At 53.2% G+C, this 26,906-nt stretch carries 25 protein-coding genes; 8 read left to right on the top strand and 17 right to left on the bottom strand.

The features are described 5' to 3' along the window. Positions 1 to 430: 430 nt before the first annotated feature. The gene (gmhB, locus tag NA197_RS20065; RefSeq protein WP_001140158.1) at positions 431 to 997 is read right to left on the bottom strand and encodes a D-glycero-beta-D-manno-heptose 1,7-bisphosphate 7-phosphatase; all 567 of its coding nucleotides are present in this window, start codon (positions 995 to 997) and stop codon (positions 431 to 433) included. A gap of 189 nt (positions 998 to 1,186) precedes the next feature. Here gmhB and metN point away from each other — a divergent pair, with 189 nt between their 5' ends. The 6 genes from metN (at position 1,187) to proS (ending at position 6,774) form a co-directional block, all read left to right on the top strand. Continuing rightward, complete coding sequence (metN, locus tag NA197_RS20060; RefSeq protein WP_000594021.1) at positions 1,187 to 2,218, top strand: methionine ABC transporter ATP-binding protein MetN; 1,032 nt, start codon at positions 1,187 to 1,189, stop codon at positions 2,216 to 2,218. After that, a complete protein-coding gene (locus tag NA197_RS20055) occupies positions 2,211 to 2,864 on the top strand; it encodes a methionine ABC transporter permease MetI (RefSeq protein WP_001287486.1) in 654 nt (217 codons plus the stop codon). The genes metN and NA197_RS20055 overlap by 8 nt, the downstream gene beginning before the upstream one ends. A 38-nt stretch (positions 2,865 to 2,902) precedes the next feature. After that, positions 2,903 to 3,718, top strand: coding sequence for a methionine ABC transporter substrate-binding lipoprotein MetQ (gene metQ / locus NA197_RS20050; protein WP_438796700.1), 816 nt, complete (start codon positions 2,903 to 2,905; stop codon positions 3,716 to 3,718). 118 nt (positions 3,719 to 3,836) lie between these two features. Then, positions 3,837 to 4,241, top strand: coding sequence for an Rcs stress response system protein RcsF (gene rcsF / locus NA197_RS20045; RefSeq protein WP_001202315.1), 405 nt, complete (start codon positions 3,837 to 3,839; stop codon positions 4,239 to 4,241). Next, on the top strand, positions 4,238 to 4,945 hold the full coding sequence (gene tsaA / locus NA197_RS20040; RefSeq protein ID WP_000093991.1) for a tRNA (N6-threonylcarbamoyladenosine(37)-N6)-methyltransferase TrmO: 708 nt from the start codon (positions 4,238 to 4,240) through the stop codon (positions 4,943 to 4,945). Before rcsF ends, tsaA begins: the two co-directional genes overlap by 4 nt. Before the next feature lie 110 nt (positions 4,946 to 5,055). Continuing rightward, positions 5,056 to 6,774, top strand: coding sequence for a proline--tRNA ligase (proS, locus tag NA197_RS20035; protein ID WP_001260683.1), 1,719 nt, complete (start codon positions 5,056 to 5,058; stop codon positions 6,772 to 6,774). Positions 6,775 to 6,847: 73 nt separating this feature from the next. Here proS and nlpE read toward each other — a convergent pair whose 3' ends face one another. The 3 genes from nlpE to NA197_RS20020 are packed head-to-tail and all read right to left on the bottom strand — an operon-like array spanning position 6,848 to position 8,545. After that, on the bottom strand, positions 6,848 to 7,549 hold the full coding sequence (gene nlpE, locus NA197_RS20030) for an envelope stress response activation lipoprotein NlpE (protein ID WP_000252574.1): 702 nt from the start codon (positions 7,547 to 7,549) through the stop codon (positions 6,848 to 6,850). Positions 7,550 to 7,580: 31 nt separating this feature from the next. Further along, entirely contained in the window at positions 7,581 to 8,003 is a 423-nt protein-coding gene (arfB, locus tag NA197_RS20025; RefSeq protein ID WP_000560527.1) for an alternative ribosome rescue aminoacyl-tRNA hydrolase ArfB, read from the bottom strand. Then, a complete protein-coding gene (locus NA197_RS20020; protein ID WP_001185318.1) occupies positions 8,000 to 8,545 on the bottom strand; it encodes a YaeQ family protein in 546 nt (181 codons plus the stop codon). The genes arfB and NA197_RS20020 overlap by 4 nt, the downstream gene beginning before the upstream one ends. 197 nt (positions 8,546 to 8,742) lie before the next feature. On the opposite strand from NA197_RS20020, the gene NA197_RS20015 reads away from it, so the two are divergent. After that, positions 8,743 to 8,943 carry a YaeP family protein gene (locus tag NA197_RS20015; RefSeq protein ID WP_001518678.1) on the top strand — a complete coding sequence of 67 codons (201 nt, stop codon included), beginning with the start codon at positions 8,743 to 8,745 and terminating at the stop codon, positions 8,941 to 8,943. Then, the gene (rof, locus tag NA197_RS20010) at positions 8,930 to 9,190 is read left to right on the top strand and encodes a Rho-binding antiterminator (RefSeq protein ID WP_000062330.1); all 261 of its coding nucleotides are present in this window, start codon (positions 8,930 to 8,932) and stop codon (positions 9,188 to 9,190) included. Before NA197_RS20015 ends, rof begins: the two co-directional genes overlap by 14 nt. Before the next feature lie 83 nt (positions 9,191 to 9,273). Here rof and tilS read toward each other — a convergent pair whose 3' ends face one another. From tilS to bamA, 13 genes are all read right to left on the bottom strand, one after another. Next, on the bottom strand, positions 9,274 to 10,566 hold the full coding sequence (gene tilS / locus NA197_RS20005; RefSeq protein WP_064043181.1) for a tRNA lysidine(34) synthetase TilS: 1,293 nt from the start codon (positions 10,564 to 10,566) through the stop codon (positions 9,274 to 9,276). A 62-nt stretch (positions 10,567 to 10,628) separates the two neighbouring features. Next, positions 10,629 to 11,018: a VOC family protein gene (locus NA197_RS20000; RefSeq protein ID WP_000901088.1), complete on the bottom strand. Its 390-nt coding sequence runs from the start codon at positions 11,016 to 11,018 to the stop codon at positions 10,629 to 10,631. A gap of 55 nt (positions 11,019 to 11,073) precedes the next feature. Then, complete coding sequence (gene ldcC / locus NA197_RS19995; protein WP_064043180.1) at positions 11,074 to 13,215, bottom strand: lysine decarboxylase LdcC; 2,142 nt, start codon at positions 13,213 to 13,215, stop codon at positions 11,074 to 11,076. A 75-nt stretch (positions 13,216 to 13,290) separates the two neighbouring features. Continuing rightward, positions 13,291 to 15,054, bottom strand: coding sequence for a chitinase (locus NA197_RS19990; protein WP_000524169.1), 1,764 nt, complete (start codon positions 15,052 to 15,054; stop codon positions 13,291 to 13,293). Between the two features lie 179 nt (positions 15,055 to 15,233). Beyond that, positions 15,234 to 16,193 (bottom strand): acetyl-CoA carboxylase carboxyl transferase subunit alpha, encoded by a 960-nt coding sequence (gene accA, locus NA197_RS19985; RefSeq protein WP_000055753.1) that lies wholly within the window; start codon positions 16,191 to 16,193, stop codon positions 15,234 to 15,236. Between the two features lie 12 nt (positions 16,194 to 16,205). Next, entirely contained in the window at positions 16,206 to 19,688 is a 3,483-nt protein-coding gene (gene dnaE / locus NA197_RS19980; protein WP_001294820.1) for a DNA polymerase III subunit alpha, read from the bottom strand. A gap of 23 nt (positions 19,689 to 19,711) precedes the next feature. Then, positions 19,712 to 20,308: a ribonuclease HII gene (gene rnhB, locus NA197_RS19975; protein WP_000569412.1), complete on the bottom strand. Its 597-nt coding sequence runs from the start codon at positions 20,306 to 20,308 to the stop codon at positions 19,712 to 19,714. Further along, positions 20,305 to 21,453: a lipid-A-disaccharide synthase gene (gene lpxB / locus NA197_RS19970; RefSeq protein ID WP_000741216.1), complete on the bottom strand. Its 1,149-nt coding sequence runs from the start codon at positions 21,451 to 21,453 to the stop codon at positions 20,305 to 20,307. The genes rnhB and lpxB overlap by 4 nt, the downstream gene beginning before the upstream one ends. Continuing rightward, positions 21,453 to 22,241: an acyl-ACP--UDP-N-acetylglucosamine O-acyltransferase gene (gene lpxA / locus NA197_RS19965; RefSeq protein ID WP_000565950.1), complete on the bottom strand. Its 789-nt coding sequence runs from the start codon at positions 22,239 to 22,241 to the stop codon at positions 21,453 to 21,455. Before lpxA ends, lpxB begins: the two co-directional genes overlap by 1 nt. 3 nt (positions 22,242 to 22,244) lie before the next feature. Further along, complete coding sequence (gene fabZ / locus NA197_RS19960) at positions 22,245 to 22,700, bottom strand: 3-hydroxyacyl-ACP dehydratase FabZ (protein ID WP_000210741.1); 456 nt, start codon at positions 22,698 to 22,700, stop codon at positions 22,245 to 22,247. Between the two features lie 105 nt (positions 22,701 to 22,805). Continuing rightward, positions 22,806 to 23,831, bottom strand: coding sequence for a UDP-3-O-(3-hydroxymyristoyl)glucosamine N-acyltransferase (lpxD, locus tag NA197_RS19955; RefSeq protein ID WP_001139265.1), 1,026 nt, complete (start codon positions 23,829 to 23,831; stop codon positions 22,806 to 22,808). Between the two features lie 3 nt (positions 23,832 to 23,834). Continuing rightward, positions 23,835 to 24,320 carry a molecular chaperone Skp gene (skp, locus tag NA197_RS19950; protein WP_000758966.1) on the bottom strand — a complete coding sequence of 162 codons (486 nt, stop codon included), beginning with the start codon at positions 24,318 to 24,320 and terminating at the stop codon, positions 23,835 to 23,837. 122 nt (positions 24,321 to 24,442) lie between these two features. Next, positions 24,443 to 26,875 (bottom strand): outer membrane protein assembly factor BamA, encoded by a 2,433-nt coding sequence (bamA, locus tag NA197_RS19945; RefSeq protein WP_001240936.1) that lies wholly within the window; start codon positions 26,873 to 26,875, stop codon positions 24,443 to 24,445. Positions 26,876 to 26,906 lie beyond the last annotated feature (31 nt).

The following is a 26,906-nucleotide window of genomic DNA, read 5'->3' as shown; positions in this document are numbered from 1 at the left end:
TTGCATGTGTTAGGCCTGCCGCCAGCGTTCAATCTGAGCCATGATCAAACTCTTCAATTTAAAAGTTTGATGCTCAAAGAATTAAACTTCGTAATGAATTACGTGTTCACTCTTGAGACTTGGTATTCATTTTTCGTCTTGCGACGTTAAGAATCCGTATCTTCGAGTGCCCACACAGATTGTCTGATAAATTGTTAAAGAGCAGGTGCGACGCGGCTTTCAGCTCACCGTCGCGAGGTGGCGTATATTACGCTTTCCTCTTTCAGAGTCAACCCTGAATTTCAGGATTTTTCTCTTCAACCGACCGGCTGTTTGTGTGAAGTGATTCACATCCGCCGTGTCGATGGAGGCGCATTATAGGGAGTCGGTTCAGGAAGACAAGCGGAAAAATGCATTTTCGTTTTAACCGCTCATCTTTTATCCATAACGCTTATTTTTGCTGCTTTTTTATCGCCGATGGCAGATCGGCAAGGCTGTTTAACACCCAGTCCGCCGCGTTTTCTGCTTCTGCCGTGACCGGTTTGCCCGTACGCACCAGCACTTTTGTCCCGACATTTGCCGCCGCTGCCGCCTGCATATCTTCCAGCTTGTCTCCCACCATATAAGAAGCCGCCATATCGATATGCAGGAAATCACGCGCCGAGATAAGCATTCCTGGATGCGGCTTGCGGCAATCACATACCTGACGGAACTCTTCTATGCTGCCCTGCGGATGGTGAGGACAATAATAGATGCCGTCCAAATCAACATCGCGATCCGCCAACGACCAGTCCATCCATTCGGTTAACGTTTCAAACTGCGCCTCAGTGAATTTGCCGCGCGCGATTCCGGACTGGTTCGTCACCACCACCAGCGCATAGCCCATTTTTTTTAGCTCGCGCATAGCGTCAATAACGCCGTCTATAAACTCAAATGCATCGATTTCATGTACGTAGCCGTGATCCACATTAATGGTGCCGTCACGGTCGAGAAAAATTGCGGGTACAGACTTTGCCACCTTTTATAGCTCCTGAGTAAAGCAAGTGGCGCTAGTATCGCATGTTTCAGCAGGCAAGAAAGTGCTCATCGTATAAAGCCTGATTGATTTAGACGTCTGGATGCCTTAACATCCATTCTGTTGACGGCGTTGACCGTATTAGACAGACGAAAATGCCACGGCTAACTTAATTACGATAATAAATAACCAATGATTAAACTTTCGAATATTACCAAAGTGTTCCAGCAGGGGACGCGCACCATTCAGGCGCTAAATAATGTCAGCCTGCACGTTCCTGCCGGGCAGATTTATGGCGTCATTGGCGCCTCCGGCGCCGGTAAAAGTACGCTTATCCGCTGCGTTAACTTACTTGAACGCCCTACTGAAGGTAGCGTTCAGGTCGGCGGTCAGGAGCTGACAACGCTTTCAGAGTCTGAGTTGACCAAAGCTCGCCGTCAAATCGGCATGATTTTCCAACATTTTAACCTGCTCTCTTCCCGTACCGTGTTTGGCAACGTCGCGTTGCCGCTGGAACTGGATAACACACCAAAGGAAGAGATCAAACGCCGTGTCACAGAGCTGCTGGATTTAGTCGGTCTTGGCGACAAGCACGACAGCTATCCGGCAAATCTTTCCGGCGGTCAGAAACAGCGTGTCGCGATTGCCCGCGCGTTAGCCAGCAATCCAAAAGTATTGCTGTGCGATGAAGCCACCAGCGCGCTTGATCCCGCGACGACCCGTTCGATTCTGGAATTGCTGAAAGATATCAACCGTCGTCTGGGGTTGACGATTCTGCTTATCACTCATGAAATGGATGTCGTGAAACGTATCTGCGACTGCGTTGCCGTTATCAGTAATGGCGAGCTTATTGAGCAGGATACGGTCAGCGAAGTCTTCTCGCATCCTAAAACGCCGCTGGCGCAGAAGTTTATTCAGTCCACTCTGCACCTGGACATTCCGGAAGATTACCAGGCGCGTTTGAAAGCGTCGCCGGAAACTGACAGCGTGCCGATGCTGCGCATGGAATTCACCGGACAGTCTGTGGATGCCCCGCTGCTTTCTGAAACCGCGCGTCGTTTCAACGTGAACAATAATATTATCAGCGCGCAGATGGATTACGCGGGCGGTGTGAAGTTCGGCATTATGCTAACGGAAATGCACGGCACACAAGAAGAGACGCAAGCCGCAATTGCCTGGCTGCAGGATCACCATGTGAAAGTAGAGGTACTGGGTTATGTCTGAGGCAATGATGTGGTTACTGGTTCGTGGCGTCTGGGAAACGCTGGCGATGACCTTTGTCTCCGGTTTCTTCGGTTTCGTGATTGGCCTGCCGGTCGGCGTATTGCTGTATGTTACGCGCCCGGGGCAGATTATGGAGAACGCCAGGCTGTATCGCTCCCTCTCTGCGGTGGTCAATATTTTCCGCTCAATTCCCTTTATCATCCTGCTGGTGTGGATGATTCCTTTTACCCGAATAATTGTCGGCACCTCCATTGGTTTGCAGGCCGCGATTGTACCGCTGACCGTCGGTGCCGCGCCTTTTATCGCCCGTATGGTGGAAAATGCATTGTTAGAGATCCCTGCCGGGCTGATTGAAGCCTCGCGAGCGATGGGCGCCACGCCGCTGCAAATTGTACGTAAAATCCTTTTACCGGAAGCGCTGCCTGGTCTGGTGAATGCGGCAACCATTACACTGATCACCCTGGTCGGTTACTCCGCAATGGGCGGCGCCGTCGGCGCAGGCGGCCTCGGTCAAATCGGCTATCAGTACGGTTATATTGGATACAATGCTACCGTGATGAATACGGTGCTGGTATTACTCGTCGTTCTGGTTTATTTAATTCAGTTATCCGGCGATCGCATCGTCAGGGCTGTCACGCATAAGTAACGTTAAACACAACACAAATACTCATTAAGGAAATAAGCATGGCGTTCAAATTCAAAACCTTTGCGGCAGTGGGTGCTCTGATTGGTTCTCTGGCACTTGCGGGTTGCGGTCAGGATGAAAAAGATCCGAATCATATTAAAGTCGGCGTAATCGTTGGCGCAGAGCAGCAAGTTGCCGAAGTCGCGCAGAAAGTCGCGAAAGAAAAATACGGCCTGGACGTGGAATTGGTGACCTTTAATGATTATGTTCTGCCTAATGAAGCGCTGAGCAAAGCCGATATCGATGCCAATGCCTTCCAGCACAAACCGTATCTGGATCAGCAAATCAAAGATCGCGGCTACAAACTGGTTTCCGTTGGTAAGACTTTTGTCTATCCCATTGCAGGATATTCCAAAAAAATCAAATCTCTGGATGAGCTCAAGGACGGTTCCCAGGTCGCTGTGCCTAACGACCCGACCAACCTTGGTCGTTCCCTGTTGCTGCTGCAAAAAGTAGGGCTGATTAAACTGAAAGACGGCGTTGGTCTGCTTCCTACCTCGCTGGATATCGTCGAAAACCCGAAAAATCTGAAAATTGTTGAGCTGGAAGCGCCGCAGTTGCCGCGTTCGCTGGATGACGCGCAGATCGCGTTAGCGGTCATCAATACGACTTACGCCAGCCAGATTGGCCTGACGCCAGCGAAAGACGGTATCTTCGTTGAAGATAAAGATTCTCCGTACGTTAACCTGATCGTGACGCGTGAAGATAACAAAGACGCCGAGAATGTGAAAAAATTCGTTCAGGCTTACCAGTCTGATGAAGTGTACGAAGCCGCAAATAAAGTTTTTAATGGCGGTGCGGTGAAAGGCTGGTAAGTTTTAGGCTGATTCCACAATCTGTAATATTATTCAGGACGGGCTATTGCCCGTCTTGTCATTTATGCAAGCTCCTGATTCAATATCTGGCAATTAGAACATTCATTGAGGAAATATTATGCGTGCTTTACCGATCTGTTTATTGGCACTCATGCTGGGCGGTTGTTCCATGCTAAGCAGATCCCCTGTTGAACCCGTTCAAAGCACCGCAACCCCGCCAAAAGCGGAGCCGGAGAAACCTAAAGCGCCGCGTGCCGCTCCCGTCAGGATTTACACCAATGCTGAAGACTTAGTCGGCAAACCTTTCCGCGATCTTGGCGAGGTTAGCGGCGAATCCTGCCAGGCGACAAATCAAGACTCTCCGCCTAACATTCCAACTGCGCGCAAGCGTATGCAGATTAATGCATCTAAAATGAAAGCCAACGCCGTCCTGCTGCACAGCTGTGAAATTACCAGCGGCACGCCAGGCTGCTACCGTCAGGCGGTTTGTATCGGGTCCGCCCTGAATATTTCGGCGAAATGAGCAGCTTTCAGTTTGAACAAATCGGCGTTATTCGCTCCCCCTATAAAGAAAAATTCGCCGTTCCGCGCCAGCCTGGTCTGGTCAAAAGCGCCTGCGGCGAACTGCATCTGATAGCGCCTTACAACCAGGCCGATGCCGTTCGCGGCCTGGAAGCGTTCAGCCATTTGTGGGTACTTTTCGTTTTTCATCAGACGATGGACGGCGGCTGGCGGCCAACAGTTCGTCCGCCCCGTCTTGGCGGTAACGCCAGAATGGGCGTTTTTGCCACGCGCTCCACGTTCCGCCCCAATCCGATTGGCATGTCGCTCGTTGCGCTAAAAAGTATCGAGTGCCGGAAAGAGAGCGTAATTCTGAAATTAGGCAGTCTGGATCTGGTGGATGGCACGCCGGTGGTGGATATCAAACCGTATTTACCGTTTGCCGAGGCCTTACCGGACGCCGCCGCCAGCTATGCGCAACAGGCGCCGATAGCTGAAATGCCCGTGAGTTTTACCGCTGAGGTGGCTCAACAGCTTACGACGCTGGAAAGGCGTTATCCGCAGTTACGGACATTTATTTGCGATGTGCTGGCGCAAGATCCTCGCCCGGCTTATCGTAAGGGTGAAGAGACGGGCAAAACCTATGCCGTCTGGCTGCATGATTTTAACGTGCGCTGGCGTGTGGTTAACACCGGATTTGAAGTGTTTGCGCTGGAACCACGGTAATTTCACGCCCTTCTCTTTTGACATCTCTTGCACGCTGGTAAACTAAATCACTTTTTTTGTATCAGGCTCACATTGAGCCTGTTCGATCGTTCAACTGGAACCGTAACAACATGCGTACTAGCCAATACCTGCTCTCCACTCTGAAGGAGACACCTGCCGACGCCGAGGTTATCAGCCACCAGCTGATGCTGCGCGCCGGGATGATCCGCAAGCTCGCCTCCGGGTTATATACCTGGCTGCCGACCGGCCTGCGCGTCCTGAAAAAAGTCGAAAACATCGTGCGTGAAGAGATGAACAACGCCGGTGCTATCGAGGTGTCGATGCCAGTCGTTCAGCCAGCCGACCTGTGGCAAGAGAGTGGTCGTTGGGAACAGTACGGTCCGGAACTGCTGCGTTTTGTCGACCGTGGCGAGCGTCCGTTCGTACTCGGCCCGACCCACGAAGAAGTTATCACCGACCTGGTGCGTAATGAACTCAGCTCTTATAAGCAGTTGCCGCTGAACTTCTTCCAAATCCAGACCAAATTCCGTGATGAAGTGCGTCCGCGCTTTGGCGTGATGCGTTCGCGCGAATTCCTGATGAAAGATGCTTACTCTTTCCACACCTCTCAGGAGTCGTTGCAGGAAACCTATGACGCCATGTACGCCGCGTATAGCCGTATCTTCAGCCGTATGGGGCTGGATTTCCGCGCGGTACAGGCCGATACCGGTTCTATCGGCGGCAACGCCTCGCATGAATTCCAGGTGCTGGCGCAAAGCGGCGAAGACGATATCGTTTTCTCTGATGTTTCTGATTACGCGGCTAACATTGAACTGGCAGAAGCTATCGCGCCGCAAACACCGCGCGCAGCGGCGACGCAGGAAATGACTCTGGTCGATACGCCAAATGCCAAAACCATCGCGGAGCTGGTGGAACAATTCAACCTGCCAATTGAAAAAACGGTAAAAACGCTGCTGGTGAAAGCGGTGAAAGACAGCAAGTCTCCGCTGGTGGCTCTGCTGGTTCGCGGCGATCATGAACTGAATGAAGTTAAAGCGGAAAAACTGCCGCACGTTGCCAGCCCGCTGACCTTCGCTACCGAAGAAGAGATTCGCGCCGTGATTAATGCCGGCCCTGGCTCCCTCGGCCCGGTCAATATGCCGATTCCGGTCATCATCGATCGTACCGTTGCCGCCATGAGCGATTTTGCCGCTGGCGCTAACATCGACGGTAAACACTACTTTGGTATTAACTGGGATCGCGATGTGGCGACGCCTGTTGTTGCCGACATCCGTAACGTAGTCGCCGGCGATCCGAGTCCGGACGGTCAGGGAACGTTGCTTATCAAACGCGGTATCGAAGTGGGTCACATCTTCCAGTTAGGTACCAAGTACTCAGAAGCGCTGAAAGCCTCCGTTCAGGGTGAAGATGGCCGTAACCAGATCCTGACAATGGGATGTTACGGTATCGGCGTAACACGTGTCGTTGCCGCAGCTATCGAGCAGAACTTTGACGAGCGCGGCATTGTATGGCCTGACGCTATTGCGCCTTTCCAGGTCGCTATTCTGCCGATGAATATGCACAAATCCTTCCGTGTGCAGGAGCTGGCGGAAAAGCTGTACAGCGAATTGCGCGCGCAGGGCATTGAAGTGCTGATGGACGACCGTAAAGAGCGCCCGGGCGTGATGTTTGCCGATATGGAGCTGATTGGTATTCCACATACTATCGTGATTGGCGATCGCAACCTGGATAACGACGATATTGAGTATAAATATCGTCGTAGCGGTGAAAAATCGCTGATTAAAACCGGCGATATCGTTGATTATCTGGTCAAGGCGATTAAAGGCTAAACGACATTTTGTTGGGATTGCCCGGCGCCATCCGGCAGATATGTAAAGGCCTCGCACCCTGCGAGGCCTTTTATTAGTGAGTGCAATCCTTACCCGGCGCAAACTTCACATTTTTATCAGCTATTAGCGTTTTTACCGGCTCGCCCGTGTCCGGATTCGCGGCAAACACAAAATGCCCTTCGACCGTCAGCAGCACCGGTTTTTCCGCTTCACCTTTCGCCGCCAGATAGCCGCGCTCAAGCTGGGCGTTACTGGCGACCGGGAGCCGTTTTCCGGTCGCGCAATCGGTAAAGGTCGCCGCATCGGCCCTGTATACATACATACCACGCAGCGGCATTGGCGTTACCGGCAGGCTGGCGGTAACAGGCACAAGCGTATAATTAAGCTGCGAAGCCACCGGATTGCCTTCTCTGTCGAGCATCTCCAGCGCATTGCCTTTCGCGCGATAATACGATTTCTCGCCATTGCTGTCGGTTAACACCAGTTTATCCGCCGTCCGCGCCCAGGTACCGTATGACGCAAAAGAGGAAGGTTCTTCGCGCACGCCCTGATAGCGCTCGTTCATCACCCATGTGCCGTCTTTTTCCAGAAACAGTGACGTTTCAATACCTTCACAATCCGCACAGGGCAGCACGCCGCGCCAGCTTTGCTGCATGGGTTTTAATTCCGCCGCCTGCGCAGGTTGCAGGGCGTCAACTTCCGCACGGTTATTACACCCTATCAATGCAAATAGCGTACAGGCTGCCGCTACTGACAATATTGCTGTTCTCACCATAAAATCCTTATGAAATTGCTATTCCTGCCCGTCAATCCAGTGGACGACGAACTTTGCCGCGAAGCGCCTTTACAGAAGATTTTTGCGCCTTTGAGGACAAGCGGCGCTCTTTCGAGGCACGCGTCGGACGGGTTGCACGACGGCTTTTCTGCTCCGCGGTTAATTCTTTTATGACGGCAACCAGCCTGGCGATAGCCGCTTCCCGGTTGAGCTCCTGGCTCCGGAACTCCTGCGCCTTAATGATAATGACGCCATCATCGCTTATCAGATGGTGGCTGGCCGTCAGCAAACGCTGTTTATAATACTCTGGCAGGCCAGAGGCCCGAATGTCAAAGCGCAAATGAATCGCGCTAGAGGTCTTATTTACGTGCTGACCACCCGCGCCCTGCGCGCGAATGGCCGTAATTTCCAGCTCATTATCGGCTATGGAGACCGTCCGGGAGATGGCAATCATGAGGGCTGTTGCCAGGCGGCTAGCTGTATTTCCAGATTATTCCGAGCATCAGAAAGCCAGATTGCGCCGTCCTGAATCGTCGCCTGTAGCGTCATGGTACGATCGGCAAATTCACTGAGCTGCGCCAGTTGTCCGTCATCCAGATACCAGACGGACAGGTTAGCGAACTGCGCGCACTTGCTTTGATGCTGCTGCCACCAGATTTGCGCCGCCCGGGAGTTATAAGCAAAGAGCGCGACATCGCTCGCCTGAGTACAGGCTTTCTTAATACGGCGCTCATCCGGCAGCCCCAGCTCTATCCAGAGATCGATGCCCAAATGATCGTTGCGCAGCCAGGCCTCCGGCTCATCTTCCGCGCTGAGCCCACGTGTAAACTGCAACCGTTCATCAGCATATTTTATCCATGCCAACAGGCGCAGCATCATGCGCTCCTGCGTTTCAGAAGGGTGACGCGCCAGCGTCAATGCCGCATCCAGAAACCGGTTGCGATCAAGGTCAGCCACATTGACGACGGCTTTATAAATTGTCGCTTTAAGCGCCATGAGAAAACTCCTTTCGAATCAGGCGCCCATTGTAGCGAAAACCGCGCTAAAAGGCTGTTAACGAATCTTTTACCCACTCGCGTCAGGCGCTGATATTGCGCAAATGAGTATGGTATAGTCACCTTGCTAAACAAGATTTAACTTCGTAGGCTTAGACTTGCATCCACGGTTAAGTCAGAATGCTGACAGGAGGGCATGTGGAAAAATATTGTGAGTTAGTACGCAAGCGGTATGCGGAAATCGCCAGCGGAGACTTAGGGTATGTCCCGGATGCGCTGGGTTGTGTATTGAAAGTGCTTAATGAAGTGGCGGCAGATAGCGCCCTTTCAGAGTCGGTCAGGGAAAAGGCAGCTTATGCTGCCGCGAACTTACTGGTGAGCGATTATGTCAATGAATGAAACGTATCAACCCATTAATTGCGATGACTACGATAGTCTTGAGCTTGCCTGCATGCATCATTTAATACTGACGCTAACGTTAAAAGATGGCGAGGTTTTGCAGGCAAAAGCGAACGATTTGATCTTACGTAAAAACGTAGAATATCTGCTTGCCGAAGTTTCCGGCGAGTCTTGTGAACTTCGTCTCGATAAAATCGCCAGTTTCAGCCACCCGGAAATTGGTACCGTGGTAGTTAGCGAATCCTGAGTATTTTGTTGCCGGATGGTGGTGCAAGCACCTTATCCGGCCTACGTTCCATGCGATACGTAGGCCTGATAAGCGCAGCGCCATCAGGCATGCCAAACCAGACTCACCCCTTCTTTATCTTCTGCTGCTCCCTCACGCGTCACAAAAACACCCGCAGCCGCAATCAGCGTTTCGCCGTAAAACAACAGCGGCGTGGTATCTCGTCGCCAGGGCGGGATCCCCTGCTCCTGCCAGATTTTCTTTAATTTACGTCCACCGTTACGCCCGACAATATGTAACACGCCTGGCGCTTTAAAACGAATGCTGACGGATTCTTCCTCTCGCGGTCGGCGCAGTTCGCCACCAGGAACGAGCTGTACCGTCCCTAAGCCGGCAGGCAGCGCCAGCGGTGTTTGCCAGACGGGCCAGGCGACCGTCGTTTCGTGTTGTCCGGCCACGGATTTAATCCACCACAGTTGCGACTGGTAACGGCGAATCTCGTGATCGCCAAAGCGTAAACAGGGAGAGGCATCGTCGCGCGCCAGCGCCACCTCCTGCCAGATACGTTCCAGCGCGTCGCGAGAGGGCATCGGCGCATTACGCATCGCCAGCCAGCGACGCAAAATCGCCGCCCGCCGTACATCGCTCATCGACATTAATGGAGAGAGCCGCAATGTTCCCTCCGCCGTGATACAGTCAGTAAGATCGCTGGCCAGAAGCTCGTCCAGCAGCCTTTCTTGCTCGGCGCAGAGCGTCGCGCTACGGGCTACCGCCGCAGGAAAATGCGGCCAGCGCTGCTGTAAGAGCGGAAGCGCGCGCAGGCGTAAAAAATTGCGATCGTAGGCGTCATCCTGATTGCTTTCATCTTCAATCCAGCATAAGCCATGCCGCACAGCCCACTGTTCCAGCGTCTTCCGCGTTTCTCTCAACAGCGGGCGAAGAAGCAGAGTTCCGGCAAAAGGCGAGCGTTCTCCCATCGCGGAAAGTCCGGCCGGACCGCTGCCGCGCTTTAACGCCAGCAGGAATGTTTCACACTGATCGTCAAGGTGCTGCGCGGTTGCCAGCACTTCGCCAGGCAATAGCGTCTGTGCGAACGCCCGGTAGCGCGCTTCACGCGCATGGGCCTCGATACCCAGACCATTATCCGCCAGCGTCACCCGCTCCACTACCAGCGGAACCTGCCAGCGTGCGCATACGGTTTCGCAATGCCGCACCCAGCTATCAGCATGAGGGCTTAAACCGTGATGAATATGGATAGCACGCAGCGTGACGTCAGGATGGCGTTCTCGCCACAACACCAGTTGATGCAGAAGCACCGTAGAATCCAGGCCACCGCTAAAGGCAGCCAGAATACGGCGAGAAGAGAGTAACGAGGTATTCAACGTGAGAGTGGTCATGATCCATGCTTATAGTGACTTAGCCCGGCAACGTTACCTGGCGAGCGTCTTAATGACAAGCCTTACTGCTCATACAGCTCAAGCGGTAAACCGTCCGGATCGTTGAAAAAAGTAAAGCGCTTCCCGGTATACGGATCGATGCGTATCGGTTCGCACTTAACCTGATGCTTTTCCAAATGCGCAACGGCGTTTTCCACATTTTCCACGCTGAAAGCCAGATGGCGCAGGCCACAGGCTTCAGGTCGGCTTGGACGCGCCGGAGGGAAGGGAAAAGAGAAAAGCTCAATCACATACTGCCCGTTTAGCGCCAAATCGCCCTTCCACGAGTCACGCTCTTCCCGCCAGACTTCGCTTAGCAGATCGAACCCCAGAATATCGCAATAAAACGCCTTGCTCACCGCATAGTCTGTCGCAATGATCGCGATGTGATGAACCTGTTTTAATCCCAGCATAGCGTCTCCTTTATTGATTATCAGTACGTTACTCGTCACATTCCCGTCAGGCAAGCTAGCAGGCGTGTTTTAAGACTCGTACCTGGTACACCCCGTCTTCATTCCGTTTCGCGCCGTGAATATCCGTTTCAAAACCGGGATAATGCTGGCCAATCGAGCAGAGCATCAGCAGAAAATCGAGCACGGCCCGACTCTGTTGCGTGATCCTCTCGCCGGGCATCAACAGCGGAACGCCTGGCGGATAAGGCAGGATCATATTCGCGGAAACGCGTCCTGGCAGTTGATCGAGCGCCACGGTTTCCACCTCACCTTTGATCTGACGCTGCCAGGCCTGGTGCGGGGTCATGATCATCTCCGGTAAAACCTCGAACGCCCGCAGCATCAGCCCCGGAAGATCGTGCTGGCGGATCAGTTTATGGATCCCCTGCGCCAGATCCTGAATGCGCATATTGCGATAAAAATCCGGATCTTCCGCATACAGATCCGGCAACATATTTTTGACGCGCAGGTTAAGATCGTAGGCGCGTTTAAATTCCGTCAGTCCGCGCAGCAGCCCCATCGCACGGGTCTTATCAATCCCTATGCTGAACAAAAACAGCAGATTATACGGCCCGGTTTTTTCCACCACCACGCCTCGCTCATCGAGGAACTTCGCCACCAGCGCGGCGGGTATCCCCTCTTCGCTCATGTTGCCCTGTTCATCCATCCCCGGCGTCAGGATTGTCACCTTAACCGGATCGAGGAACATATGATCGTCATCAGCATCGGTGAAGCCATGCCAGGTTTCTCCCGGCGTGACCGGCCAGCATTCGGCCTCATCAACCTCTTCCGGCTGCCAGATATCAAAGAACCAGCTATCGGACTCTTCACGTAACCGCTGTACTTCTTTACGAAAATGGAGCGCCCGTTCCACCGAACGATTAATCAATCTTTTCCCTGGATTGCCGCGCAGCATCGCCGCCGCGGTCTCGATAGAGGCGACAATGGGATAGCTCGGCGATGTGGAAGTGTGCATCATAAACGCTTCGTTAAACGTCTCTTCGTCATATTCCCCTTTGATATGAATAAGCGACGCCTGCGAAAAAGCCGCCAGCATTTTATGGGTGGATTGCGTTTCGAAAATCACTTTTCCGGGCACCCGATCGCCGCTCATCCCGCTTTTCCCCTGGTAGATCGGATGGAAATGGGTATAGGGTACCCAGGCGGAATCAAAATGGATCGAGGGAACGTCCAGCATCTGCTTGATCCAGTTAGTGTTATACAGCAGACCATCGTAAGTCGAATTGGTGATAACCGCATGCACCGGCCATTGCGCCTGAGGGGTCTCCTCTATCTTGCTTTCGATGCTTGCACGGGTAAATTCCCTTCGGGGAATACCGCCGAGAATGCCGAGCGCATTGCGCGTCGGCTTCAACCAGAGAGGCACCACATCGCTCATCATCAGCAAATGCGCCAGCGATTTATGACAATTACGATCAATAAGTAGCGTACTTCCCGCAGGCGCGGCATACATACCGACAATTTTATTCGAGGTCGACGTACCGTTCGTCACCATATAGCTCTGCTCGGCGCCAAAAGTACGGGCGATATACTCTTCCGCTTCCAGATGCGGCCCGGTGTGATCCAGCAGCGATCCCAGTTCAGTCACCGAAATCGACACATCAGCTTTTAAGGTATTGCCGCCAAAAAAGTCATAAAACAGACAGCCTGGCGGACTTTTCTGATACGCCGTTCCCGCCATATGACCCGGCGTACAAAAGGTATATTTTCCTTCTTTGGCGTAGGTAAACAGCGCTTTGGTAAACGGTGGCGTAATATTATCGAGATATTCGTTTGTATATTGATGAATGCGCGTCGCGATATCTTCAGCCAGCCCCAACGCATACTCAAAAAACCACAGCGCCATGCGCATATCGTGAACGCTAACGTCCAGCGTGGAGTTGGTATTGATAAAGGCGTAGAGGGGAAGGTATTCATTTAGCTGGTTGATTTCGCTACAAAGGTCAAGACTGTATTCATCCCAGTCAAAAATAACGCCGCAGATGCGCGGGTTATGTTCAATAAACTTCAACAAGTCAACGCTATTTTGCGGCCAGATAATTTGAAATCCCTGGGATTGTAATGCACGCTCAAGCTCCTTGATGGGTTCATCTTTATAATAAACCCCGTGCGGCCCCATAATGGCGATGATGTTCATGCTTTCTCCTGAAAAAACCTGAGATAAGCATAGTAACAATCCTGCCGATGCAAAGCACCGACAGGATTTATCTTATTACAATGCGTTCCATGCATCGGCCCAGGCAATCCCTACGCCGGGCTCATAGTAGGCAGGCGCAACATTACACCATGAGCCTTCCGGGAACGGTTTGCACTGGTACAATGCGCCATTACTGTTGACGATGTCGCCCGGATTCCATTTCTGGCTGCTGCTCCAGGCAGGGTAGCTGGTGGTCTTATCTTCGTCATCCGCAGCGGCGGCCTTCGCTTTCACATTCAGCGTATAAACCGCTGTACTGGAGAGCGTACCGTCGCTAACGGTCAGATTCACCACATACTGGGTGTTCTGAGTGACATCCGGCGCGTTGAAAATCACAACGGCTTTATCCTGACCGCTCAGCGTTTTGCCATCCTGCGACATCCAGGTATAGGTGAGCTTGTCGCCATTCGCGTCGGTCGATCCTTCCGCGCTGAGTGAAACCTGGCTACCGGCTTCCACCGCCCCGACCGGCCCGGCAATGCGCGCGACTGGCGCCACGTTTTCATCCGTCACTGGCGCCGGAGTTGGCGTGACATCAGGTTCAGTGGTTCCGTTATCATCGACGACATTAACGTTGAAATAATGCTGTACACATTTCGTGTAGTCGCCCTCTTTAAAGGCGGTATACGGCGTCTGATATCCAACTAACTGGCAGGAATAGGTTTTACCGTCCGCAGTATCGGCGCTCCAGCCCCAGTCTTGTTCCCAATAGATCGGTAACGCGCCAGCGCCGCCTTCATCGAACTGCTTCATCTTTTTACAGCCCAACACTTCGTCAGCCGGCACCGGCACTTTCAGGTAGTTGGCAAACTCTTTGTAGTAGGCGATACGGTTAAGCGACTGCGCATTCTCATCTGCGCCGCCGCACTCCACGCCGCCATTGATGATCTGAATAGTGACGCCGAAACCTGATACCAGGCCGTTTGCTTTATCGCGATCGTTTGGCTGCCAGGTACCGTCAATCACATGTAGCATAGACGGCTTCGGCGGCTGCGGATACACAAAGAAGAAGACGGCGCTCGCCAGGTTCATCCAGGTATCCGCCACCAGCTCGGGTTTATCCAGCAGAGGGCGAACGTCGCCATACATCGCGTCAGAGAAAGGCCCATAGTTGTAGTTATAAGAAAGCTGTTTTGCCCCGCGGCCAAAATAGCTGAGGAAATCGCCGTCCTTATCTTTACCGCACGGCCAGGTCTGGCCCTGCCATACATCCGGGTTACATTCGCCGTTGTAGCCGCCTTTTTGCCCTTCTGTCCAGCCGACTTCGCGCAGATAGACCAGCGCCTGACGCCATTCCGGAATGTCACGCCAGCTTTCGTGACCGCCCGTCTCCTGGGCAAAATGCGCAAACATAGTAGCCAGGGTTTTACGGCAGATAGCGTCGCTATCGCGTCCATCGGTGTAGGTACCACAAACCGCCGGGAATTTACCTATCGCTTTCAGGAAGTTAGAGTAAGTGTATTCCGGCGCGCGCATCGGGAACAGATAATCCCAGTCGGCCTCTTTCAGAATACTTTCAACGCGTTTTACGTTTGCCGGGTTAGCGGCGCGCCCCGGTTCGATTTGTTCGACCGCGCTGTTATCCAACGTCTGAATAGAGGATTTCACGGCCTCCATTAACGGAAAATCCGTTAGCGCTTTCTCTTTCGCCGCCAGATCGCTGGCGTTAATGGTCATTGGCTCACTACTGCTAAGCAGCGGCGCAGCCTGCGCACCGGATAAGCTCAACATGATCCCTGCCGCTACGGCGCTGAGCGCCAGTGTTTTTTGCAATCCCATAATTTTCTCCTTGAAGGGTAGTTCACTGCCTGCCCTGGCCACACGCCTGGCAGTTGATACAGTGTCAGGGAGAACATGCCATTGCGTTTAATCACATCAGCTCATCGGCGTCTCATTTTTCCTCGACCAAAAAAAAGAGGCCGGATTATCCGGCCTCTTGGGAAAAATGAGGTAAATGATTAGGCGTAACCGTAGCTCATCAAACGCTGGTAACGACGGTTTTTTAAATCATCGGTGCTTAACACATCGAGATCGGCTAAATCTTCCAGCAGCTGCGCTTTTAGCGATGCCGCCATCGCTTCCGGATTACGGTGCGCGCCGCCCAGCGGCTCCGGAATGATGGAATCGATTAGCTTCAGCTCTTTCAGACGCGGCGCGATGATGCCCATCGCTTCAGCAGCCAATGGCGCTTTGTCGGCGCTCTTCCACAAAATAGAGGCGCAACCTTCCGGGGAGATAACGGAATAGGTGCTGTATTGCAGCATATTCACTTTATCACCCACGCCAATCGCCAATGCGCCGCCGGAGCCGCCTTCGCCAATCACGGTGCAGATGACCGGTACGTTCAGACGAGACATCTCACGCAGGTTGCGGGCGATGGCTTCAGACTGACCACGCTCTTCCGCGCCCACGCCAGGGTAAGCGCCCGGGGTGTCGATGAAGGTGATAATCGGCATGTTGAAGCGTTCAGCCATTTCCATCAGGCGCAGCGCTTTGCGGTAGCCTTCCGGCGCTGGCATGCCAAAGTTACGACGAATTTTTTCTTTGGTTTCACGACCTTTCTGATGACCAATGATCATCACCGGTCGCCCTTCCAGACGCGCGATACCGCCGACGATGGCTTTGTCATCAGCATAGGCGCGATCGCCCGCCAGCTCATCAAACTCATCAAACGCCAGACGGACATAATCCAGGGTGTACGGACGCTGCGGATGGCGCGCCAGTTGGGCTACCTGCCATGCGCCGAGATCGGCGAAGATTTTGCGCGTCAGTTCTACGCTTTTTTCGCGCAGGCGATGGACTTCTTCATCGATATTAATATCCAGTTTCTCATCCTGGCGGCTTACCGCAGTCAGAGAATCGATTTTCGCTTCCAGCTCTGCTATCGGCTGTTCAAAATCAAGGAAATTCAGACTCATAGTATTCCTGTATTAGTCAAACTCCAGTTCCACCTGCTCCGAACCAATGAGGCCACGCAGATCGTTAAGTAAACGATCGCTCGGAGAGACACGCCACGTTGCGCCAAAACGCAGCCGCGCACGCGCATCCGCCCTCTGATAGTAGAGATGTACTGGAATGGTCCCCGAGCGGTGGGGTTCCAGAGACTGACGGAGTCGGTTTAAAAGCTGGTCATCAATTTGCCTGTCCGTCAGCGAGATAGCAAGCCCGCGAGCGTATTTTTCGCGAGCTTCGTCAATATCCATCACTTCGCGGGCGGTCATTTTAAGCCCCCCGCTGAAGTCATCAAAGCTGACCTGTCCGCTGACGATAAGTATGCGGTCTTTTTCCAGCAACTGCTGGTATTTATCCAGCGCGTCGGTAAATAACATCACTTCCAGACGCCCGGAACGGTCATCCAGCGTACAGATGCCGATACGATTGCCGCGCTTGGTGACCATAACCCTTGCGGCAATCACGAGCCCCGCAGCCGTGGTGACTTTACCACGTTCTGTCGGATGCATGTCTTTGAGCCTTACCCCGCCGACATAGCGCTCAATTTCTTTTAAATACTGATTGATGGGGTGGCCCGTCAGGTACAGCCCCAACGTTTCACGTTCCCCATCTAACACCACCTGCTCCGGCCACGGCTGGCAGCTGGCATAGGATTGCTCGATTTGCTCCGGCTCTTCCGCCAGTACGCCGAACATATCCGCCTGACCGATAGCTTCCGCTTTGGCGTGCTGGTCGGCGGCTTTCAGCGCATCGCCCAATGAGTTCATCAGCGCGGCGCGGTGCGGCCCCAGGCGGTCGAACGCCCCGGACATGATCAGCTTTTCCAGCACCCGGCGGTTGAGCTTTTTGGTGTCGGTTCGCGCGCACAGATCAAACAGTTCGCGGAAATAGCCGCCCTGATTACGCGCGTCGATGATCGCTTCGATCGGCCCTTCGCCGACGCCTTTGATCGCGCCGATGCCGTAGACGATCTCGCCCTCATCGTTAACGTGGAAATGGTACAATCCGGAGTTAATATCCGGCGGCAGAATTTTCAGTCCCATCCGCCAACACTCGTCCACCAGGCCGACGACCTTCTCGGTGTTGTCCATATCGGCAGTCATCACCGCCGCCATAAACTCTGCCGGATAGTGCGCCTTTAGCCATAGCGTTTGATAAGAAACCAGCGCATAAGCGGCGGAGTGCGATTTGTTAAACCCGTAACCGGCGAATTTCTCCACCAGGTCAAAGATTTTCATCGCCAGTTCGCCGTCGATACCGTTCTTTTTCGCGCCCTCTTCAAAAACAGAACGCTGTTTGGCCATCTCCTCCGGCTTTTTCTTACCCATCGCACGACGCAGCATATCCGCGCCGCCGAGAGTATACCCGGAAAGTACCTGGGCAATCTGCATCACCTGTTCCTGATACAGAATGATGCCGTAGGTCGGCTCCAGTACCGGCTTCAGGCTTTCATGCTGCCACTGAACGTCCGGGTAAGAGAGTTCTTCACGACCGTGCTTACGATCGATAAAGTTATCTACCATCCCTGACTGCAACGGGCCGGGACGGAACAGGGCCACCAGCGCGATCATATCTTCAAAGCAGTCAGGTTGCAGACGCTTGATCAGGTCTTTCATACCGCGCGATTCAAGCTGGAAGACCGCCGTGGTTTCCGAGCGTTGCAGCATGTCGAAGCTTTTTTTATCGTCCAGCGGAATGGCGGCGATATCCAGCGGTGGCTCGCCATTCTTCGCCCGCCGCTTGTTGATCATCTCCAGCGCCCAGTTGATGATGGTCAGCGTACGCAAACCGAGGAAGTCGAACTTCACCAGCCCGGCATATTCCACGTCACTTTTATCAAACTGGGTAACCGGATGCTTGCCCTCTTCATCGCAGTACAGCGGCGCAAAGTCGGTAATTTTGGTCGGCGCGATGACCACGCCGCCAGCGTGCTTACCGGCGTTACGCGTGACGCCTTCGAGCTTACGCGCCATATCGATCAGCGCTCTGACCTCTTCATCCGCCTCGTAAATTTCCGGCAGTTGCGGTTCCGCTTCAAAGGCTTTTGCCAGCGTCATGCCCGGATCGGGCGGCACCAGCTTCGAGATACGATCGACAAAACCGTACGGATGCCCCAGCACGCGGCCCACATCGCGGATAACGGCTTTCGCCGCCATCGTACCGAAGGTGATAATCTGCGATACCGCATCACGCCCGTACATGTCTGCGACGTGCTCAATCACCTGGTCGCGTTTCTCCATACAGAAGTCAACGTCGAAGTCAGGCATCGAGACACGTTCCGGGTTCAGGAAACGTTCGAACAGCAGGTCAAATTCCAGCGGATCAAGGTCGGTAATTTTCAGCGCGTAGGCCACCAGCGAACCAGCCCCGGAACCACGTCCCGGCCCTACCGGCACGCCGTTATCTTTTGACCACTGGATAAACTCCATCACGATGAGGAAGTAGCCAGGGAACCCCATCTGGTTGATAACCTGTAGTTCAATATCCAGACGCTCGTCATATTCCGGGCGACGCTTTTTGCGCTCTTCTTCGTCCGGAAACAGGAAAGCCAGACGCTCTTCCAGCCCCTCTTTCGATTTTTTGACCAGATAATCTTCGGTGGTCATATCGCCGGTCGGGAACTGCGGCAGGAAATATTCACCCAGACGCACCGTTACGTTGCAGCGTTTGGCAATCTCCACCGTATTTTCCAGCGCCTCCGGAATATCGGAGAACAGCTCGCACATTTCTTCTTCACTGCGCATATACTGCTGCGGTGAATAATTGCGTGGACGTTTAGGATCGTCGAGCGTGAAACCGTCGTGGATCGCGACACGAATCTCATGGGCGTCAAAATCATCGCTTTCAAGGAAACGGACATCGTTTGTCGCGACAACCGGCAAACCACGTGCCTCAGCCAGTTCAACCGCAGCATGGAGATAGGTCTCTTCGTCCTGTCTGCCGGTACGGATCAGTTCCAGGAAGTAGCGATCGGGAAAATGCGTTTCATAGAAAGCAACGCACTCCTCCACCAGCGCCTGGTTGCCGCGTAGCAGACAGCGGCCTACGTCGCCCATGCGTCCGCCGGAAATCAGAATCAAACCTTCTTTAAGCTCTACCAACCAGTCGCGCTCGATAATCGGGCCTGCCGCGCCGTAGCCGCGCTGATACGCTTTCGAGATCAGCAACGTCAAGTTCTGGTATCCCGTATTATTCGCCGCCAGTACCGTCAGATGAGTCAGCTCATCTCCCAGCAGTTCGTTGTGAACGTTAAAGTCCGCCCCGACGATGGGTTTAATGCCCGCGCCATGACCCGCTCCGTAGAACTTCACCAGACCGCAGAGGTTGGTAAAATCGGTGATCGCCAGCGCAGGCATACCTAATGAGGCCGCCTTTTTCACCAGCGGCCCGGTCTTCGCCAGCCCATCGATCATAGAGTAGTCGCTGTGCACCCGCAGGTGAACGAAACGTGGTTCAGACATCTTCAGATTTCTCGATACAAGAGTCAGGACACAAGTCCCAGAGCGCGTTTAACAGGCGCAAAACTGCGTCGGTGGTGCGCCGTCGCGCCATACTGGGCCAACTTTTCCAGATGAAAAGCGGTTGGATAGCCTTTGTGCTGCGCAAAGCCATACTGAGGAAAAACGATATCCAGCGCCGCCATTTCTGCGTCGCGGGTGACTTTCGCCAGAATAGACGCCGCGCTAATCTCCGCCACGCGGCTGTCGCCTTTCACCACGGCCATTGACGGCACAGGCAGCTCCGGACAGCGATTGCCGTCGATCAGCACATATTCTGGCGCAATATGCAGACCAGCGACAGCGCGCTGCATGGCGAGCATGGTGGCGTGCAAAATATTCAGCTCATCAATTTCATGCGCTTCCGCGCGTCCCAGACTCCAGCTTAACGCCTTTTCTTTAATCTCGTCATACAATGACAGACGACGCTTTTCAGACAATTTTTTGGAATCATTCAGACCGACGATCGGACGCGCCGGATCGAGGATCACGGCGGCGGTCACTACGGCGCCCACCAGCGGGCCACGGCCCACTTCATCCACACCCGCCACTAAATGGGTGTGTGGATAAACAAATTCGATCATTGTGCTAACTCCAGGACGGCATCTGCCGCCTGCTCATCGGCATTACAGCGGATCTGCTGATGCAGTTCACGGAAGGTGTCGTGCATCGCATGGCTGGTTTTACCGTTCGCCAGTAGCGGCAACAGCGCTTCGGCGAGTTTTTGCGGTTCGCACTCTTCCTGCAACAGCTCTTTGACTAATTCTCTTCCCGCCAGCAGGTTAGGCAAAGACACATACTCCGTTTTCACCAGACGTTTCGCCAGCCAGAAAGTGAAGGGCTTCATACGATACCCCACGACCATCGGGCATTTTGCCAGCATACACTCCAGCGCCGCCGTACCCGAGGCCAGCAACGCCGCGTCGCTGGCGATCATCGCCTCGCGCGCCATGCCGTCCAGCAAATGAACGGCGAGATCCGGCGCAACCTCCGCTTTAATTTTTTCAAACTGCTCGCGGCGTTTCGCGTTCACCAGCGGCACTACCACTTCCAGATCGGGATAGCGCTGTCGCAGCAATTGTGCGGTTTTCAGGAAATCGGCGCTGAGCATTTCCACTTCCGCGCCACGGCTGCCTGGCAGTAGCGCCAGACAATGGGCGTCATGCGGGATACCCAGCACGTCGCGCGCCGCATTTTTATCCGGGTCCAGCGGCATGGCATCCGCCATGGTGTGACCGATAAAGCGGCACGGGACGTTAAATTTATCGTAAAACGCTTTTTCGAAAGGCAGAAAAGCCAACACCATATGGGTGGATCTGCCTATTTTGAAAACGCGTTTCTGTCGCCAGGCCCAAACGGACGGGCTGACATAATGAATGGTCTTAATCCCTTGTTTTTTCAGATTACCTTCGAGGGTAATATTGAAATCAGGGGCATCAATCCCGACAAAGACATCGGGCTTGAGTTCGGTAAAACGGCGGGTCAGATCGGCGCGGATATGCAACAAACGGCGTAAACGTCCGAGCACTTCAACAATGCCCATGACCGCCAGCTCTTCCATCTCGTACCAGGCTTCACACCCTTCGGCCTGCATACGCGGCCCCGCAACGCCCACAAAACGGGCGTTGGGTACGCGCGCTTTCAGCGCACGAATTAAGCCTGCGCCAAGAATATCGCCGGACGTTTCACCGGCGACCAGGGCAATCGTTAAAGGACGCTGTGCCGCCATTAACGAATCGGACCACGCGTTGAACGCTCAAAGAACTCGGTAAACGCCTTCACTTCCGGATGCTTTTCAGCAAGTTCAGCGATTTCCAGCTTCGCTTCGTCGAGCGTTTTACCACTGCGGTACAACAGTTTGTAGGCATTACGAATCGCCACCAGCCCTTCACGGCTAAAGCCGCGACGCTTCAGCCCTTCGATATTTACCCCGAACGGCGTCGCATGGTTACCCTGCGCAATCACATACGGAGGGACATCCTGCGCCACGCCGGAGCAGCCGCCGACCATCACATGCGCACCGATGATGCAGAATTGATGAACTGCCGTCATACCGCCGATGATCGCAAAATCATCGACTGATACGTGCCCCGCCAGCGTGGCGTTGTTGGCGAGGATACAGCGATTACCTACCGTACAATCATGTGCGACATGCGCATTGATCATCAGCAGGTTATCGCTACCCACCTTCGTCAACCCACCGCCCTGCACTGTACCACGATGAATGGTGACGCTTTCGCGGATGCGGTTACGATCGCCAATTTCCACACGGGTCGGCTCACCCGCATATTTCAGATCCTGGTTCACTTCACCGATGGAGGCAAACTGATAAATCTCGTTGTCGCGGCCGATTTTGGTTTGACCATTCACGACCACATGAGACTTCAGTACGGTTCCCTCACCAATTTCGACCTGCGGCCCAACAATACAAAAGGGACCAATGTGGGCATTAGCGCCAATTACAGCGCCGTCTTCCACAATGGCGGTAGGATGAATAAAGGCGGATTTATCAATCACGAATCAGGCCTCCCGGCTACGAGCACACATCATGGTTGCTTCGCACACGACTTTACCGTCGACCAGCGCAACCCCTTTAAAGCGGGTCAGGCCACGGCGCGTTTTCTCGAAAGTGACTTCCATGATCATCTGATCGCCTGGCACCACCGGACGCTTAAAGCGCGCTTCATCAATACCCGCGAAATAATACAGTTCGCCAGGTTCCAGTTTACCAACGCTTTTAAACGCCAGAATACCGGTTGCCTGCGCCATCGCTTCCAGAATCAGCACGCCTGGCAAAATCGGTTTGCCCGGGAAATGCCCCTGGAAAAACGGCTCGTTGACGGAGACATTTTTCACCGCACGCAGAAAACGACCTTCTTCAAAGTCCAGCACGCGATCGACCAGTAAAAACGGAAAACGGTGCGGCAGAAGCTCTAAAATCTCTTCAATCTGCAGAGTATGAGTGTTAGTAGTCAAAATACTCTTCCTGTCCAAATATACAAAAAGGCAATAATAACACGGCCTGCCGCAATCGTATGAATGTGACAGGCCGGAAAAGAATGGCAACTACAAGGCGGAACGTTAGTCTTGTTGATTAACCTTGCGCTCAATCGCTTTGAGACGCTTGCTCATATCATCAATGTTCATCACCAGTGCAGCAGTTTTACGCCATACTTTGTTGGGTTGCAGCGGAATGCCTGAGGAGTAGACGCCCGGTTCCGTGATGGGACGCATCACCATACCCATGCCAGTTACCGTGACTTTGTCGCATATTTCCATATGCCCATTGATCACGCTGGCGCCGCCAATCATGCAGTAACGGCCAATCTTCAGGCTACCCGCCATAATGACGCCACCGGCAACTGCCGTATTGTCGCCAATCACGACGTTATGTGCAATCTGGCACTGATTATCAATAATCACGCCATTGCCAATAACAGTATCATCCAACGCACCACGGTCAATGGTGGTACAAGCGCCAATCTCGACACGATCGCCAATAATGACCCGGCCCAGTTGTGGGATCTTCACCCAGTTGCCACGATCGTTAGCGTAGCCAAAACCGTCCGCGCCGATCACCGTACTGGACTGGATCAGGCAATTCTCACCGATCTGAATGTCGTGGTAAATCGTTACGTTCGCCCACAAGCGTGAACCCGCCCCGATTTTGCTATTTTTCCCGACGAAACAGCCTGCGCCGATAACCACGTTATCGCCCAGTTGTACGCCAGATTCAATCACCGCATTCGCGCCGACTGAAACATTGCTACCCAGCGTTGCCGTCGCATCAATCACGGCGCTTGGCGCGATATTCTGCGCAGGCTGCGGCGTAGTATCTAAAATTTGCGCCATGCGCGCGTAGGTCAGGTAGGGATTTTTAACTACCAGCGCCGCGCTCTTGGCAAAAGGAAGATCGTCCTGCGTCATGACAACCGCAGAAGCCTGGCATAAACCTAAGTGTTCACGGTACTTAGGATTCACCATAAACGTAATGTGGCCTGTTGTTGCAGATTGCATGGACGCAACGCCGGTGATGACGATATCGCCATCACCGTGTAATTCTGCATCCAACTGTTCTGCTAAGTCAGCCAGTCGAATTGAAGGCATTACTTATTTAACCTGTTTCAGTACGTCAGCGGTGATGTCTTTCACATCGCTGCTGTTGTAAGCAACGGTGTTTGCGTCTACCACCAGATCGATACTCTGGTCGTTAGCCACTTTTTTCACCGCAGTCTGGATACGAGTCACCAGTTTGTTGCGTTCTTCGTTGGAACGACGAGCGCGATCTTTCTCAAAAGCCTGCGCTTTTTGCGCGAAAGTCTGGCGCTGAGACATCACGTCTTTTTCCAGCTTAGTACGATCGCTACCTGCTTTCATGGATTGCAGACGCTGCATTTTAGATTGCAGATCGGTTTCCATTTTTTGCAGTTCAGCCGCACGGCCTTTAAATTCGTTTTCCAGTGTATTGGATACACCCGTCTTCTGCGCAACCTGTTGGAACAGATTACCCATGTTGACGATTGCAATTTTGTCAGCAGCCTGTGCGGACGTTACCATCGCCAAACCAAGACCTGCAGCTAATAACCACTTTTTCACAATAAACTCCTTACCATCCCATTTGCACCCGAAGGTACAGCTCTTTGCGTGGCCTGGCGATCCCCGGGGGCATCGCCAAAAGTCATCGCTACACTACCAATGCATTCCTTTGCAGTGAACAATTACCAGGTTTTACCAATGTTAAACTGGAACTGCTCGGCTTTGTCTCCATCGTACTTTTTAAACGGCTGGGCGTAGGAGAAGACCAACGGCCCCAATGGGGACATCCATTGTAATGCGATACCCGCGGACATACGGATGTTGCTCGGATCGCTGTAGTCCGGATAACCAGAATACTGGCTGGAATCCCAGTTAGTATCCCAGACGGTCCCCATATCCCAGAAGAAAGAAGTACGGACCGAATTAGCATATTTCTCGCTGATAAACGGCGTCGGCGTGATAAATTCCAGGCTGGCGACCGCCATCGCGTTACCCCCTACCGCATCATCCGACTTACACATATCTTTTGCGCCGTCCTGCGTCGCGCAATCGTAGTCTTCATCAGCATCGTAATTTTTAGGGTTATAGGGATAATAGACCGCCTTAGGACCAATGGTATTGGACTGGAAACCACGAACGGTACTGGAACCACCGGCATAGAAGTTCTCATAGAACGGCATTTCTTTACCGCCTAAACCATCGCCATAACCAAAGCGGGTACGGCCCAGAATGACCCACTTATGATCGTTATCGATCGGTACATAGGTCGCGGTATCCAACGTCGCTTTATAGTATTCGTTATCCGATCCCGGAATCGTCACCTTACCCGTCAGGTTGATACGCGTACCTTCCGTCGGGAAGTAACCACGGTCTAGTTTGTTGTAGGTCCAGCCGTAGTTAAAGGTGAAGTCATCAGTGCTAAAACTATTATCCTGATCATTAGTACTCGGATACTGACCCATTGATGCCAGATAACGCCACATTGCAACCTGCGGTTCCATATTGGACAGGGAGTTATGCACATATCCTAAACCAGCACGCAACGTGTTGTACTCGTTGATGGGGAAGCCAAGCGTCACGTCCGTACCGTAACTCTTGTTGGTATAGTCGGACAGGTCTGCATCGTCCGCCTGGAAGTCGTTATAGAAGATACGACCACCGAGGCTCACGCCGTCAACGGTAAAGTATGGGTTAGTAACGGACAGTTCGCTGTAGGTCTGGTAGTCGTTTTTGGTACCGTTAATCCCCACGGAATAACCGGTACCTAACCAGTTGTCCTGCTGAACGCCGGCCTGGAAGCTAACGCCGCTTTCTGTACCGTAACCGATACCGAAGTTAAAGCTACCGGTGTTGCGTTCTTTCACCTTGTACACCACATCAACCTGATCCGGGCTACCCGGAACGCGCTGCGTGTCGGTGTCGACGGTTTCAAAGAAGCCGAGACGGTTCAGACGCTCTTTCCCCTGGTCAACCAGGTCGCTGCCCAGCCACGCCCCTTCCATCTGGCGCATTTCACGGCGCAGAACGGAATCTTTTGAGGTGTCGTTGCCTTCAAAGCGGATCTTACGCACGTAGAAACGGTTGCCCGCATCGACGTTTACGCGCAGTTTTACGGTTTTGTCAGCATCGTTAATTTCAGGCTGTGACTGCACGCGCGGATAGGCGTAACCATAGCGACCCAGAAGCTTTTTGATATCATCTTCCATTTTGGTCACTTTGGTGCCGTTATAGAGCTCGCCCGGTTCAATTTTCGTCAGGTTCTCAATTTCAGCGGAATGTCCGGCCAGGTTACCGCTCACCTGAACCCCGGAAAGCTTGTACTGATCGCCTTCAGTGATATTGACGGTGATGTAGATCCCTTTCTTATCCGGCGTCAGACTCACTTGCGTGGAGTCAATATTGAAACGCGCGTAGCCGCGATCCAGATAGTAACTGCGCAAGGTTTCAAGGTCGCCCGCCAGCTTCTGTTTCTGGTATTTACGATCGCCGACGACGTTCCACCACGGCACTTCGTCACGCAACTGGAAATGAGAAATGAGTTCTTCGGTGCTAAAGGCATGGTTACCGACGATGTTGATCTGTTGGATCTTCGCCGATACGCCCTCCTGGAACACCAGTTTAAGATCAACACGGTTGCGCGGTAGCGGCGTGACGACCGCCTTAACGCTGGCGCTGTATTTACCTACGCTATAGTAAAAGTCTTCCAGACCTTTTTCGATATCAGACAACGTGGTGCGATCCAGAGACTCGCCAACACGTACGCCAGACGCTTCGAGGTTTTGCTTGAGCATGTCATCTTTCACCGACTTGTTCCCGGAGAAAGTGATGCTGGCAATGGTCGGACGTTCTTTTACCTGAACCAGAAGGGTATTACCATCGCGCAGGACGCGGACGTCCTCAAAGTTGCCGGTGGCGAACAGAGCGCGAATGGTGTTACTGATATCTTCATCATTAACCGTGTCGCCTGTGCGCACCGGCATACTGAGGAGAGCCGCACCAACGGCGACTCGCTGCAGGCCTTCGAAATGAATGTCCTTCACTACGAACCCTTCAGCACCGTATACGGTGGCGCTGCTGAACAGCAGCGACGCTATGAGCAACTTTTTCATCGCCATCGTTATTATGCGTTCTTCCTAACTAACTCTC

The organism is Salmonella sp. NW884 (assembly GCF_051700745.1).
GTDB classification, from domain to species: domain Bacteria; phylum Pseudomonadota; class Gammaproteobacteria; order Enterobacterales; family Enterobacteriaceae; genus Salmonella; species Salmonella enterica.
This window is presented reverse-complemented; position numbering and strand designations above follow the sequence as displayed.

Coding starts and splice junctions, on each gene's coding strand:
- NA197_RS20020 (WP_001185318.1), bottom strand. CDS start 8,545: ATGGCGCTTAAAGCGACAATTTATAAAGCCGTCGTCAATGTGGCTGAC.
- arfB (WP_000560527.1), bottom strand. CDS start 8,003: ATGATTGCCATCTCCCGGACGGTCTCCATAGCCGATAATGAGCTGGAA.
- metQ (WP_438796700.1), top strand. CDS start 2,903: ATGGCGTTCAAATTCAAAACCTTTGCGGCAGTGGGTGCTCTGATTGGT.
- NA197_RS20055 (WP_001287486.1), top strand. CDS start 2,211: ATGTCTGAGGCAATGATGTGGTTACTGGTTCGTGGCGTCTGGGAAACG.
- lpxD (WP_001139265.1), bottom strand. CDS start 23,831: ATGCCTTCAATTCGACTGGCTGACTTAGCAGAACAGTTGGATGCAGAA.
- nlpE (WP_000252574.1), bottom strand. CDS start 7,549: ATGGTGAGAACAGCAATATTGTCAGTAGCGGCAGCCTGTACGCTATTT.
- tsaA (WP_000093991.1), top strand. CDS start 4,238: ATGAGCAGCTTTCAGTTTGAACAAATCGGCGTTATTCGCTCCCCCTAT.
- rcsF (WP_001202315.1), top strand. CDS start 3,837: ATGCGTGCTTTACCGATCTGTTTATTGGCACTCATGCTGGGCGGTTGT.
- bamA (WP_001240936.1), bottom strand. CDS start 26,875: ATGGCGATGAAAAAGTTGCTCATAGCGTCGCTGCTGTTCAGCAGCGCC.
- proS (WP_001260683.1), top strand. CDS start 5,056: ATGCGTACTAGCCAATACCTGCTCTCCACTCTGAAGGAGACACCTGCC.
- metN (WP_000594021.1), top strand. CDS start 1,187: ATGATTAAACTTTCGAATATTACCAAAGTGTTCCAGCAGGGGACGCGC.
- lpxB (WP_000741216.1), bottom strand. CDS start 21,453: ATGGCGGCACAGCGTCCTTTAACGATTGCCCTGGTCGCCGGTGAAACG.
- accA (WP_000055753.1), bottom strand. CDS start 16,193: ATGAGTCTGAATTTCCTTGATTTTGAACAGCCGATAGCAGAGCTGGAA.
- NA197_RS19990 (WP_000524169.1), bottom strand. CDS start 15,054: ATGGGATTGCAAAAAACACTGGCGCTCAGCGCCGTAGCGGCAGGGATC.
- ldcC (WP_064043180.1), bottom strand. CDS start 13,215: ATGAACATCATCGCCATTATGGGGCCGCACGGGGTTTATTATAAAGAT.
- tilS (WP_064043181.1), bottom strand. CDS start 10,566: ATGACCACTCTCACGTTGAATACCTCGTTACTCTCTTCTCGCCGTATT.
- rof (WP_000062330.1), top strand. CDS start 8,930: ATGTCAATGAATGAAACGTATCAACCCATTAATTGCGATGACTACGAT.
- NA197_RS20000 (WP_000901088.1), bottom strand. CDS start 11,018: ATGCTGGGATTAAAACAGGTTCATCACATCGCGATCATTGCGACAGAC.
- rnhB (WP_000569412.1), bottom strand. CDS start 20,308: ATGATCGAATTTGTTTATCCACACACCCATTTAGTGGCGGGTGTGGAT.
- dnaE (WP_001294820.1), bottom strand. CDS start 19,688: ATGTCTGAACCACGTTTCGTTCACCTGCGGGTGCACAGCGACTACTCT.